The organism is Halorhodospira abdelmalekii (genome assembly GCF_016583625.1).
GTDB lineage: Bacteria > Pseudomonadota > Gammaproteobacteria > Nitrococcales > Halorhodospiraceae > Halorhodospira > Halorhodospira abdelmalekii.
In genome coordinates, this window is record NZ_NRRN01000064.1 from 1 (window position 1) to 12,561 (window position 12,561).

The following is a 12,561-nucleotide window of genomic DNA, read 5'->3' on the forward strand; positions in this document are numbered from 1 at the left end:
CGGGGCGGCTGACCAGGACGAGTGTGGTGCGTGCGCCATCGGCCAAGGCGGCAACGGCACCGGCGTAAGTCTCCTTCTGAGCTGCGAGCCCTTCTAGGGGGCCGAGGCAGGAGGTCCCGGAGGTGTTAGTCTCGATATACCCGGTCCAGGCGCTAGGCAGAGAGAGCAGCCGCAACGTGTGCCCGGTCGGTGCTGTGTCGAAGACCAAGTGGTCGTAACCCTCCGCAGCTCGAGGATTGCGATCAATGACTGGCACAGTCTGGCCGGCATAGTCCACAAACAGCTTCTCTCCAGCCCGGTGGTCCTGACGCATCACCATGTCCAGCTTGCCCTGCCAGGCCCGATAGTTCTCGCAAAACCAGCTGTACTGATACCCCTCTGGGTGGGCTTCCCGGTACTCCTGCCAGATCAGGAAAAGGGTGACGTGCTTGCCCCTCAACTCCTCTTTGACCCGATGCCAGTCCGGTACGACCCGGGCATGGGCTGGCAGGTCTGGAGGGGGCGGAAATAACAACTGCTCCAGGCGACTTTCGCCCAGGTTCTCTGGCAATGGCCAACTCAAACCCGCCTCGGCAAAACGCCGAAGATACTCCCTCACGGTGGGACGACTGATACCGCAGGCCAGTGCAACCTGGCGGTTGCTCAGCCCTCGCTCCCATTTGAGGCGTAGGACTTCTTTGATCTTCCGCATGGATAACCTCTTCGCTGGCATCTGACCTTCCCCGGATGGAAAGGACCAGCCTACCGGTAAGTTATCCCGCGTCTGGACACTTCGATGAGTCGACTCAGCGCCTCTGCCTGGGTGGCAGCCTTGCCGTGGAATCAGTGGCAGCTTTCCCCTGGAATGGGTGGCAGGCTTGCCGTGGAATCAGTGGCAACCTTGCTCCGGAATACGCACAGGGACCCCCGTCCACAAGCATGTGGATGCTCATCCAGACCATCACGAAGACCCGTCACTGTCCTTGATCTTCACACTTTTCCAAAGCTGGGACAGGGAACGTCGAGGCTGCTTCTGATAAACACCGTCATTGCGTTCGCGGTGAACCGCCAGGGCCAAAACGAGCGCGGTCGGGACTGGTGATCGAGTCTGCGCTGAGCGCGTCTAGTGGCATAATATGCCAATGGTGCTATGCTCGGGATGTTTTCATCCTGGGAGTCAATCCGCCATGCCGACCCGCAACGTGGTGTTGAGCGACCATCAGCAAGAGCTTGTCGAAACCCTGGTGCGATCGGGGCGGTACCAGAACGCTAGCGAGGTGCTGCGCGAGGGGCTGCGCCTGATCGAGCAGCGCGAGCGGCTCGAAGCGGCCAAGCTTCAAGCGCTGCAGCAAGCCGCCGAAACGGGCTGGCCGATATCACCGCTGGGCGCTATGTCGATATCGTCGAGGACCATCTCGAGGATTTCATCGGCCAACTGGGGGAGCAGGCTGCCGACCGGGTTAAGTTGGCAGGTTGATGGGGCGCTATCGACTCTCCACCACCGCGCAGGCGGATCTCATCGACATCCTCGCCTGGACACAGCGTCAGTTCGGAGAAGCGGCCCGCAAACGGTACGAAACCCTGCTGGTCACGGCGCTGCGTGACATCTCCAGCCAACCTGATCGGAACGGCAGCGTCGAACGGCCGGAGCTTGAGAACGGCGTGCGATCCTGGCACCTGCATCTGAGCCGGGATCGCGCCCGAACGGAAACCGGCATTGTGCGCCGCCCAAGGCATTTTTTAACTTACCGGGTGGAGCATGATCGAATTGTCGTCGGCCGGGTTCTGCACGACGCCATGGAACTCGCGCGGCATCTGGATGCCGAGGCACACTGGCAATAGGAACTGCTTGATGGCCTCGCGGGGGAACTCCCCCTACGGCCACACATCCGTTCCCGTTGACGGGCAGCTCAGGGTCGCTAATCGCCAAGGCCTGGAAACGCTCTGGGATTGAAAATATCCCTCCGCGCTTCAACGAGCTTGATCTGCTTGGTCAACTCATGCCGCGGATTGACAACCATGATTTCACCGAGGCCTGCCGACACAGCGCAGCTCGGGACAATCAAGCCCAGGCCCGTTCCCTCTCTCAGCCACTCATCGCCGAGCCTCTGCGTGGATTCGGGATGAGGAAAGCGGGCCCAATCCTCAGGCCAATGTTCCTGCGCCAGATACTCAATGAGAGTATCGTCAGGAATCTCGTACACTCCAAGGCGATAAGACGGAGGCACCATTCTCGGGGTTACGGTGTAATTCGCCATCTCCAGCATGGCGACCGGCGCCGACAATGCAAAATAAAGCACCAGCGTACCAGGGAGATTCCAGCGAGCCCCGTCTTTGTAGCTGCCACCCAACCCGGTATAGACCTCCAGGTACTTTTCCTTCGTGATGCGGAAAATCCGCATCAGCTGAATTCCCCATACTCGATTTTGTTCAATACCTGCGAAATCCAGCGACGACCCTCGAAGGTGTCGATCAGGTCAAGGGGGCGCTCGTCACCCAGAGCCGGTACCGGACTCTTGAACCACTGCATCGCGAGGTCATACGACTCCCAGACATCTGCTGCCTGGCGGAGCAACCGGACGGCATCCAGCACCTCCTCAGAAGTCTCTTTGGGCAGGGCTTTTCTACGGTAAACGCGACTGAGATTGCCAGAATCGATGTTCAGAATCCCCAGAAATGCTTCTCTCAGCCCCGTGGCCTCCACCACACTTTTAACCCACTCACCAGGAATGCCCTTGCGAGAGACATCGATAAACATCTTGCGACTGGAGAATACCTCTTCCGGAATGTCCCCCAGCTTTTTTCTGACCACATCACGAGTGGCATCCACGGATGGGCGATAGGCCCTGGCCTTCCGGCCAGCGACGCTGACGCGACTTTCTTCTTTCTCCGCCTGACTGATCATAGCTCACCCCGCATCAATATGAGGCGATTGTAACATCAAAACGATGCCAACAAGCGCAGATCAACCGTTTCTGGACGTATCTGTCCGGTGGCCCAACCCCTGCTCGGCGCTGGCACGCTCCCCGGAAATCCGGGACTGCGACACCATTCTGGGGGAGCCGCGGGCCTGCTCACGCGGGATGACCGCCTTGGCTTTCACTCGTGAGCGCCGGCTTTGCCGCTCTTGCGCACCCGGTCACGCAGGCCTTCAAAGTAACGGGCATCGGCTGCTCCCGCCGGGGCCGAGGCTGCTCCTGCCAACAGCAGCTTGCGCAGATGCAAGCGCTCCTGATCCTTGCGGATCAATTCACGCACGTACTCGCTGCTGGTGCCATAGCCGCGCTGGCTGACCTGTTCGTCCACGAAGGACTTCAGACTGTCCGGGAGAGAGATGTTCATCGTGCTCATGGGACAGGCGTAGGTTCATTGGCAAAATTTGGCAAGAACCGCATGGCATCCGGCCAGTAGGTATCGATGTCGGAAGCCCCCGACGGAGCATCCCGGAGGAACCGATGATCACGTCGGCAAACTCATCCACCGGGACACGGTAGTCCGCCACCTTATCGGGTACCGGACTAGACCCAGAATGACGAGTCGAGGTCAATCACGCTGATTACCATGCAAAGTGGTCACCTACCGGGCTTTTGATGACGACGGTCGGTTTCCAGAAATTGTGCCAGCAACCGGTCGGCGTCATGACGTGGTCCAATTGGTCGGGGTAGGGTAGTGTTGGAGGATGACGCAGCGATGACGACTCCCCCCCCCCCGCGACATACGGACCAGGCCTCGTCCGCAGGGCCTGGCTGTCGAAGAACTGGATGCCTTGGCGGGCAGGCTTGGAAGTGCTCCAAGGGAGGCCAGGAGGGCGGTGGAAAAGGCTCATTCACATAACGCCTCGAGTATCCCGTGCCAGCGCAGGACCACCATAAAGTGTCCGCCTGTCCTACGTCGTGATTATAAGGATACCAGACTGCTGACCGCCAGCCCCGCCCCATCAGTTGGTCGATAAAGAGCTTTTCCACCGTCCCTATACCCTGCCCCTGCCTTGCCACGACTCCAAAGCTCAGTGAGTACCTTCGATGGTTGCGAAAGCAACACCAGACAGAAAATTTCCTGGATTGCGCCCATAATCCTCGGGTCAAAAAGCACAGTTGGACGGATCACAATCCAACAACTGGATGACCCATAAGGCAGCAATTGGACGATTTACCAAACATCATTTAGACGCTAACCTAGCCAGCAACTGGACGCTGGCAGAGGTGCGACATGCTATCCCCCTATCTCCCGCGCTTGATTCGTGGTCGAGTGCTTGAGTCCCTCGCTGATACGCCGGTGGTCTGCCTGCTGGGGCCACGTCAGGCAGGCAAGACGACACTCGCGCAGCGCATCGACCCGAAGCGCACCTATCTGAATCTGGATGACCCGACGCTGCTGGAAGCAGCTCGGCAGGATCCGCTCGGCTTCGTGGAGGGCCTGCCTGAGCGCGTCATTCTGGACGAGGTACAGCGGGTGCCGGAACTGCTGCTGGCGATCAAGTCGGTGGTAGACCGTGATCGCCAGCCAGGCCGCTTCCTGCTCACAGGCTCCGCCAACCTGCTGTTGTTACCCAAGGCTCAGGAGTCCCTGGCCGGCCGCATGGAAGTCATCTACCTGCATCCACTGACCGAACAGGAGAAACGTGTCAGCACCTCGACCCTGCTCGGCGTACTGGTGGAGGGTCAGCTAACACCCAGAATGGTGCCGGACAGCGTGCCACTGGCCCCAGCGCCAGAGGTACTGTGTCAGGGTGGGTATCCCGAACCCAACCGCCGTCCGCCCCATCGGGCACGTCAGTGGTATCGCCAGTACCTGAACGCCATCGTGCAGCGCGACGTGCGGGATATCGCTGCCATTCAGGACGAAGATGGGATGATGCGCCTGGTGGAGTTGCTGGCCTACCGCACTGCCGGCCTGCTCAACGTCAGCAATCTGAGCAAGGAACTGGGGATAGAGCGTGCCACCGTCTCCAAGTACCTTGGCATCCTGGAGCGCCTGTTTCTGGTCCATCAACTCCCCGCCTGGCACCGTAACCACGCCAAACGGCTGATCAAGAGTCCCAAGATGCATCTGGTGGATACCGGGCTTGCCGCGGCCCTGGGTCGCCTGGGGCCGGAACAGTGGCTGACCGAGGCAGAACGCTTCGGCGCCCTGCTGGAAAGTCATGTGGTCGAGCAGCTGGTCGCTCAGGCCTCCTGGGTCGATCCGGAGCTACGATTTTCCCACTATCGGGACAAGGACCAGGTAGAGGTCGACCTTGTCATCGAGCGTGGCCAGGAACTCTGGGGCGTGGAGGTCAAACGTGCCGCCAGTGTGCAAGCCAAGGATGCCGCCGGGCTCGCCAGGCTCGCCGAACAGGCCGGCAAGGGCTTCCGCGGGGGCATGCTCATCTACACCGGCCGCCACTGTCTCAAGCTGCAGGTGCCGGGCTGCTTCGCAGTGCCGATCGGCATGCTGTGGGGAGAAGAGCCCGGCCATCCCATCTCCCGCGAGGCCGCGATGCAGGCCCTGGTTGACCAGGCCCAGGGTCTGGATATGGGCTACTGAAATCCCCAGCCCGGCGTCGCTGACAAGCCAGCGGTGATGCCAGCGCCTGCGTCTATGTGACGACTGCGGATCCGAGCACTTCACCCATCCAGTTGCTGTGCAGAACGAGACCACGCCCTTGATCATCAACGTGGTGAACAGGTGCTGGCGCAGGGCTTCCTGGTCCGGGATATGGGAGGGTTTCCAGAAGTCGGGGGATGGCGATCTCCTGCTGGATCAGGGCCACCAGTTCCTCGGTGGCTTCCAGCAGCTTGCGGGCATGGGCCTCGCGGTGGTCACCACGCCTCGGCCACGGTAGTCACGCAGTTGGGTGAACTGAAGGACACCATCGTCGCCGGCCATCGGGGCCGTGGCGCGCCGCCCACCGACCACGAGGGGCCGCCCCCGCAGTTGCGGGTAGCGCAGCAATTCCACGGAAGCGTAGAACGTATCCATGTCGAGATGGGCAATGCAGCGGCGGCCACGCCAAACCTGCGGGTGCGTCCGGCGAAGCAGGGAGGAAGATGAATCACTTGAGCGCTATAATCGAAAGACCAATCAAATGATCCATGACGAAACAGGCCATTGCACGAGAGGTGCCCCATGCAAACAATGACGATGGAGCAACGCCAGACACTGGCTGCCGCCGGGTTGCGGGCTTATCCAAACATTGCCCGGGCATGGGGTCTCAAGGAACAGGAGGCAGCACGACTGCTGGGGGTCTCCGGCCCAACCTATCGCCGCTGGAAACGTGATCCGAACCGGGTGCAGGCGGATGTGAACCTGCTGGAGCGTCTCTCCTTGATTCTCGGCATCTACAAGGCACTCCATATCCTGCTGCCAAGGCCCGAGTCCGCCCATGGCTGGGTGAGACGACCGAACACCAATCCTCGCTTTGGCGGACATCCACCCCTTGAACGCATGCTTGGGGGGCACGTCGCCGACCTGGTGGCTGTGCGGGAGCATCTGGATGCCGCCCGAGGCTGATCTTCTCGCCCGGTTTTCAGAGGTGGAGGTGCATTGGCCCAAGAGCTACCGGATCGTACCTTCCCGTTTCCCCCCCATAGACCTCTTCGAAGGCATTGCCGGACAAGCCGGCGATCTGGTGGCCCTCAGTGAGCTTGAGGGCCTGACCTCGAATCGCCTGCGCGAGGCGGCCGGCGAGATCCATCTGGTACCCGAACAGGATCGCCGATTCGGACCCGGCTACACGCCGGTCATGGCCGCCTTTACCTACCCGGCCGAGAGCAGTTTTTCCGATGGGGCCTACGGCGTGTATTACTGCGCCCGAGATGAGCACACCGCGGTGGCCGAAACCCGTCATCATCGCGAGCATTTCCTCCGTGAATCGTCGGAACCCTCTATCAACCTGGAAATGCGGGTTTATCTGGCAGAATTGCGGGCACCGCTGCTCGACCTCCGCATCCCCACTGGCGCTCCCTACCTTGACCCCCACGATTGGCGGCCTTCGCAGCATCTGGGACTTCAGGCCCGACAGGCCGGTCGTTACGGATTCATCTATCCCAGCGTAAGGGATACCGAGGGCGGTCTGTGTGCGGGTGTCCTGAGGCCACCCGCCCTTGGGCCAACCCGGCAGGGCAGGCACCTGCAATATCGATGGGATGGCGAAAAGATCACCCACATCATTGAACTGAGGGCAACGGGATATTGACCTCGGGCCCATGATTCAACGTCCTCCGGGGTGCTGGATCACCTCAAAATCCACACTCATCGGCCCACTGCCCTGGTGCTTGAGATACCGAACCGGCCCGTAATAGGTAAATGGCGCGGCCTTCCGCTGTTCCAGCTTGTCATCCGGTGGTTCGGTGAGGCCCTGATAGGCGTCCGGCAGGTCGGCCAGCAGCGGGCGTCGACGCTGCAACACCTGCCATGATCGGGCAGCAAGATCCGTCAGCGTGGGCCCCTCCCGCCAGCCATCCAGCTCCTGGAAAGCCTCCAGCAGGACCATCTTGTAGCTCTTGGTCATGGCGGTGGTCTGCAGTTCCCGGAGCAGATCCGCCTGCCGCTCGATCACCGTCCGCTCCTCGGCCTGAAGGTCGGGCTCCAGGGCGGCGATCAGCCCGAACCAGTGACCATACTGGCGACGCACGGCCTGCAGGCTGGCACCAGCGCGGTAGAACTCGGTCAGGGTCGGCCGACGGCCGAGGGTGTCGCGCAGGGTGAGGTACTGATCCTGCAGATCACTGCCGCCCAGGGATTTGAGAAAATCGATGAACCGCAGGTCGTAATTGACGTAACAGCCCGCGGGCAGATCCAGGCTCTGGTTTTCCAGATCGCGGGCAAACCGGGCCAGATCCTGATGGGTCATGGTCCGGTTCATCAGCGCCATGGGCTTGTGCAGAAAACTCTGGTGATTGGCCACGAAATCCAGCACCACCAGTTGCTCCTTCGCTTCGGCCTTGCGCAGGCCCCGACCCAGTTGCTGCAGGAACAGGATGCGGGATTCGGTGGGGCGCAGCATCATCACGGTGTCGATGGCCGGCAGGTCCACCCCCTCGTTGAACAGGTCCACGCAGAACAGCACCTGCAACTGGCCGTTGGCCAATTGTTCCAGCGCCTCACCCCGGGACAGCCTGGAATCGGCATAGACCGCCGCCGCCCTCACACCCTGCCGAGCAAATTGATCGGCCATGTAATCGGCATGGCGGATGGAGATGCAAAAGGCCAGGGTGCGCCGCTGAGCCCGTTCCCGCCAGGTGTTCAGGGCATGACGGGCACGAGCCAGGGTCGCCAGCCGGTTGCCCAGCAGATCCGGGTCGAACCGGCCGTTGCGCCAGGGGATGCTCTGATAGTCCACGTCCTCGTCGAAAACGCCGTAGTAGTGGAACGGCACCAGCAGATCCTCATTCACCCCGGTGAACAGATCACTCTCGAACACCAGATTGTCATCGCACAAGGAGAGAATGCTGGCGTTGTCGGTGCGGTCGGGGGTGGCGGTGAGGCCCAGCAGGAAGGCGGGCGCAAAGTGGTTCAGCAGGCGGTGATAGGTGGGCGCGGCGGCGTGGTGGAATTCATCCACGACGATGTAATCGAAATGCCCCGGCTCAAAGCGTTCCAGGTGATCGACCCGGCCCAGGGTCTGGATGGAGGCGCAGAGGATATCCACCCGGGCGTCCCGCTGGCGGCCGTGATAGAAGCCGATCCGGGCGCTGGGGCGGATGCGGGCAAAGGTGGCGGCGGCCTGGTTGAGGATCTCTTCCCGATGGGCCACGAACAGGATCCGGCGGGCGCCCGTCTGCTGCGTGTCGAAGGCGGCGAGCCAGGTCTTGCCCAGGCCGGTGGCCATGACCACCAGACCACGCCGGTAGCCGTCCAGGCGTGTCTGCCCGAGTGCCTCCAGGGCCTGCGACTGAATGTGCGTGGGCATGGGCGGCGGGTCCGACTCGGTGCTGCCCGGCTCCCATGAACGCTCCGGCGGGATGCGGCGGGCTTCGTAGGCGTCGATCCACTCGTCCGACAACGGCACGGTGGCCGGATCACTGAACAGGGCCTTAAAACGCGCCCGGGTTTCCAGAAAGCCCTTGTCCCCCGGATAGTTGATCCGGTAGTTCCATTCCAGTCCCTGCTGCAGGGCCTGGCGGCTGATGTTGCTGGAGCCGATGAAGGCGCATCCCCATTGGGCATCGCTATCCTTCGAGCCGGCAAACAGGTAGGCCTTCAGGTGAAAACTGCCGCCCCGGCTCTGGTAAACCCGCACCTGAGCCCCCTGCTCCTGAAGCAGCATGAGGGCCCGCAGCGCCTGGGGATCGGTGATGTCCAGGTAATCGCTGGTGAGGATGCGGATACGCGCAGGACGTCGGCCAGCTGCCTCGCGGTCCAGCGCCGCCTGTAGATCAGGCAGCAACAGGCGCAGGCCGGTGTGCTTGATGAAGGCCACTGCCATGTCGATGGCATCGGCCCGGTGAATGCTGCTGCACAGATGGGGCAGGAAGGGGTTGTCGTCACCACCGGTAATGAGTTGGCGGGTGGCCTTGTGCAGCAGACAGTTCAGCCACTGTTCCTCCCGATCCGGGCGTTGATCCTCGGTGATCCAGCATTCCAGATCGGCCAGTCCGGGGAGTTCCCGAGTCCAGACGCGGATCTGGTCTTCATTGGCATCGGTGAAGTGTCGGCCGTTGCGATCACGTTCACCCGTGCCCCGCTTGAAGCTGCAGTAGAGGACGCCACCGGCCTTCAGGGCCTGCCACAGTGCCTGCAAGTTGCAGGGCATCTCGGCGGCGGGCACATGCAGCAGGCTGGCGCAGGCCCAGATGCCGTCATACCGTTCGACCTCGTCCACCTCATCGAACCGCTGCACGGGCACCGTCTGGCCAAGCAGTCGTGAGGCATGATCCGCCAGCGCCTGGCTGGCATCAAAGGCACTGACCTGATAGCCCCGCTGCTGGAAGGCCAGGGCGTCGCGCCCGGCACCGCAACCGGCATCCAGCACCCGTGCGCCGGCCGGCAAGTGGCGCAGAAAGCGCTGGTACAGGGGCTCCATGTCCACGTGCAGGGTGTCGGCGATGAACTGGCCGGCGTGCTGGTTGTAGTAATGGGTGGTGTCGTTCACGTCCCTGGCGCCATGCATGGATTCAGCTGTCGCTTGAGGATAGCGCCTTGAGGGCACTGACCAGGATCTGGCAGCGGTGTCTGTTGTTCATGACGCAGTCTCTGACTGCGCAGAAGTGGATTTCGGGGTTCTTGACGAGTACCAGCGTGAGGAGCAGCGTCAGCACGTCCCGGTCCTGCTCATTTTCGATCCAGTCCCAGGCGGTCTCCGTCAGCGGCAAATGCCGGGAGGCACACTCCCTGAACAACAAGCGGCGGGTGACCGAGACCACAGACCCACCGCTGGAACGGGCTTGCTCATCGGTCGACTCTTTGACCGAACACCAGGCTGGATGCAGGCTTTGAGCAAAAATGCCAAGGATGTCCTCGTCGCGCTTAAATTCCTCTTCATAGGAGAGCTCTTCTGCAAGGGAGCCATCAGACTCGTCCATGATGGAGTCGATGGACCCTTCGAGGGCAGTCAGCGCATCCAGGAAAGCTCTCTTCTGGTCTTCAAACCGGACCATCAGGCGCTCTCCTTCAGCGGTACCAAAAACGGTCACCAGGGCATCTTTCAGGGCCCCGACTTCCACAACCGGAGGCCGCGGGTCAGTAGCGAAGGATGACTGACTCAGAACCCTTCTGACCATGAGGGCACTGAGCGAGTCCGCGTTCTCCAGGCGCTGGTTCGCTTCCACCACCCAGCGCATCTCCTCGTCGGTGCTGCCTATCCCCGCCTCAGCAAGGGATTTCAGGATGTCTTCGGGCTTGAATTGGGGCCCCGCAGGAGACTTACAGGCCATCACAAACAGCCCCTGCAGATCTGACGTGGCCTGAATCCAGCTGAGGCAGGACTTCCCGGCACCGATGGAACCCGGTGATAACACCCTGAAGTGCTTCAGGAACCATTCCCGGGCCAGCCCCCATTGATTGTGGTCCACAAGAGCCTTCAACAGTTGCGATGCTGCTTCCCGGGGTGGACTGTACACGCGAATGAATTGCTCCAAACCATTGATGTCTTCCTGTCGGCCCAGAACCTTCTCCAGAAGGCGCGAGGGATCGGTGAGCAAGGGATGAGGGATCCTTTCGCCCAAGTGCCTGAATACAATGCTCTGTGATTGATCAGCCTGCGACGCATCAATATCGCCAAATGTGATGGCGCAGTCAGGGAAGCGGTGCTCAGCGAGCATGGCAACTGCGAGCAAGGGAATATGGAAGGCAAGGCCCTGAGTCTTGGCAAAAAAGACCAGGCAGGATTCCGCCTCACCCGCCTCATCATCCACCGCGTCGACGATCCCAGCGGCTTTGGAACCTTCCCCCGGACTCCTGTACCTCTGCAACGCTCGGAACATCCGGAATGATTGAGCTGTGGCCAGGTATTGCTGGTCCTTGGCCGCCTCCATGACGCTGATGTCCCGCATCGAACCCGAGACATGCCAATGGCGTGACATCGGATCGTCCCGATCTCTCTCAATGTCACGAGAGTAGCTGACGCACTCGAACCCCTGGATGATTCTCCGGTTAGGGCTGATAAGGGGCTCGGAGAAGGAGACGAGTAATCGGAGCGAATCGTCGTAGAAGTCACCCCAGTCGTCCGGATGAATTCGGTCTGGAAATATCTTGAGTCCGAGAAACACACCCACTACCCACCTCCATGGCACTTTCGTCTTCTTGTAGCATGAACGAACTCTACCGGAATGCAATGCAAGCCACGCATGGTTCGCGACCTGCTGACCGGTTTTGTCAAGGAAGCCTGGGTGGAACAACTCGATTTCACCAGTCTGGAGAAGGTCAGCGGCTCCTATGTGACCGACGACTGGAAACCTGGGCTGACGCCATCCTGGAGGCAGAGACGCTGGAGGCCTTGCTGAGCGAGGCGCCCAGGCACTGAGTTCCATCACATGAAGCCCTCTGAAGCCTTGAACTCGAATCGTACCGCGATCCGGCATGTGGTCGAGTCTCACCGCGCCTGCAATGCGCGGGTGTTTGGATCTGTCCTGCGCGGCCAGGACACGGATGGCAGCGACCTGGATATCCTGATTGATCCGACGCCTGAAACGACGCTGCTCGACATCGGCGCAATCCGCCACGAACTCGGCAAGCTACTCGGTGTTCCTGTGGACGTTTTGACCCCCAACGCCTTGCCCGAAAACTTCCGGGCCAAGGTGCTCGCGGAGGCACGCCCCGTATGACCCGCGACTGAGGCGGACCAGATTGCCGATCAATGCGCCCTCCTCCGCGCCCTCGGCGCGGGCAAAGGTCGCATGGAACAGATCAATGATGTCCTGCTCCTGCCCTCTGAACGTTTGCGAAAATTTCATGGGTGGCTCTGCTCCGAATTTCATACTCGAAAGTGCTCATTCGGTAATTCGCTCTCCGTTGATAGCGCCCGGGTTTGACCAGGCGAGCAACTGGAGTCCTGGTTGAGCAGTCCCAACCGGAGGCGCTCAGTCCGTTCCAGCAAGATCGCCTTGACCCGCTTGAACGGAGTGAACCGCTCAATATCCGGGTCAAACAACCGTGCTAGCA

Annotated in this window: 12 protein-coding genes and 2 pseudogenes; 6 read left to right on the plus strand and 8 right to left on the minus strand. The window is 61.1% G+C overall.

Annotation, left to right across the window (positions count from 1 at the left end):
• Positions 1 to 712 (minus strand): ArsA-related P-loop ATPase (locus tag CKO15_RS12225; RefSeq protein WP_242464774.1); only part of this gene is annotated, 712 nt, incomplete at its 3' end.
• A 454-nt stretch (positions 713 to 1,166) separates the two neighbouring features.
• On the opposite strand from CKO15_RS12225, the pseudogene CKO15_RS14220 reads away from it, so the two are divergent.
• Together CKO15_RS14220 and CKO15_RS12235 are read left to right on the plus strand one after the other, a co-directional pair.
• A pseudogene (locus tag CKO15_RS14220) lies at positions 1,167 to 1,286 on the plus strand (type II toxin-antitoxin system ParD family antitoxin); the annotation flags it as partial.
• A gap of 169 nt (positions 1,287 to 1,455) precedes the next feature.
• A complete protein-coding gene (locus CKO15_RS12235; protein WP_200196701.1) occupies positions 1,456 to 1,821 on the plus strand; it encodes a type II toxin-antitoxin system RelE/ParE family toxin in 366 nt (121 codons plus the stop codon).
• 77 nt (positions 1,822 to 1,898) lie between these two features.
• Here the strand turns inward: CKO15_RS12235 and CKO15_RS12240 are convergent, their stop codons facing one another.
• The 3 genes from CKO15_RS12240 to CKO15_RS12250 form a co-directional block, all read right to left on the minus strand.
• Entirely contained in the window at positions 1,899 to 2,381 is a 483-nt protein-coding gene (locus CKO15_RS12240) for an RES family NAD+ phosphorylase (protein WP_200196703.1), read from the minus strand.
• The gene (locus tag CKO15_RS12245; RefSeq protein ID WP_200196706.1) at positions 2,381 to 2,884 is read right to left on the minus strand and encodes an antitoxin Xre/MbcA/ParS toxin-binding domain-containing protein; all 504 of its coding nucleotides are present in this window, start codon (positions 2,882 to 2,884) and stop codon (positions 2,381 to 2,383) included. Before CKO15_RS12245 ends, CKO15_RS12240 begins: the two co-directional genes overlap by 1 nt.
• A gap of 194 nt (positions 2,885 to 3,078) precedes the next feature.
• Positions 3,079 to 3,330 (minus strand): type II toxin-antitoxin system ParD family antitoxin, encoded by a 252-nt coding sequence (locus CKO15_RS12250; RefSeq protein WP_200196708.1) that lies wholly within the window; start codon positions 3,328 to 3,330, stop codon positions 3,079 to 3,081.
• Between the two features lie 897 nt (positions 3,331 to 4,227).
• Between CKO15_RS12250 and CKO15_RS12255 the strand changes: the two genes are divergently transcribed.
• On the plus strand, positions 4,228 to 5,505 hold the full coding sequence (locus tag CKO15_RS12255) for a DUF4143 domain-containing protein (protein WP_200196710.1): 1,278 nt from the start codon (positions 4,228 to 4,230) through the stop codon (positions 5,503 to 5,505).
• 216 nt (positions 5,506 to 5,721) lie between these two features.
• On the opposite strand, the gene CKO15_RS12260 is transcribed toward CKO15_RS12255, so the two are convergent.
• Entirely contained in the window at positions 5,722 to 5,940 is a 219-nt protein-coding gene (locus CKO15_RS12260; protein WP_476729768.1) for a Y-family DNA polymerase, read from the minus strand.
• Between the two features lie 147 nt (positions 5,941 to 6,087).
• Between CKO15_RS12260 and CKO15_RS12265 the strand changes: the two genes are divergently transcribed.
• Positions 6,088 to 6,471 (plus strand): MbcA/ParS/Xre antitoxin family protein, encoded by a 384-nt coding sequence (locus CKO15_RS12265; RefSeq protein WP_200196713.1) that lies wholly within the window; start codon positions 6,088 to 6,090, stop codon positions 6,469 to 6,471.
• Positions 6,455 to 7,156 (plus strand): RES family NAD+ phosphorylase, encoded by a 702-nt coding sequence (locus tag CKO15_RS12270; RefSeq protein WP_200196714.1) that lies wholly within the window; start codon positions 6,455 to 6,457, stop codon positions 7,154 to 7,156. Before CKO15_RS12265 ends, CKO15_RS12270 begins: the two co-directional genes overlap by 17 nt.
• Before the next feature lie 15 nt (positions 7,157 to 7,171).
• On the opposite strand, the gene CKO15_RS12275 is transcribed toward CKO15_RS12270, so the two are convergent.
• A complete protein-coding gene (locus CKO15_RS12275) occupies positions 7,172 to 10,054 on the minus strand; it encodes a DEAD/DEAH box helicase family protein (protein WP_200196716.1) in 2,883 nt (960 codons plus the stop codon).
• A 22-nt stretch (positions 10,055 to 10,076) separates the two neighbouring features.
• Positions 10,077 to 11,675: a hypothetical protein gene (locus CKO15_RS12280; RefSeq protein WP_200196718.1), complete on the minus strand. Its 1,599-nt coding sequence runs from the start codon at positions 11,673 to 11,675 to the stop codon at positions 10,077 to 10,079.
• 258 nt (positions 11,676 to 11,933) lie between these two features.
• On the opposite strand from CKO15_RS12280, the gene CKO15_RS12285 reads away from it, so the two are divergent.
• Positions 11,934 to 12,224 carry a nucleotidyltransferase family protein gene (locus tag CKO15_RS12285; RefSeq protein WP_200196720.1) on the plus strand — a complete coding sequence of 97 codons (291 nt, stop codon included), beginning with the start codon at positions 11,934 to 11,936 and terminating at the stop codon, positions 12,222 to 12,224.
• Positions 12,225 to 12,373: 149 nt separating this feature from the next.
• Here CKO15_RS12285 and CKO15_RS12290 read toward each other — a convergent pair.
• Positions 12,374 to 12,561: pseudogene (locus CKO15_RS12290) on the minus strand (RNA-guided endonuclease TnpB family protein); the annotation flags it as partial.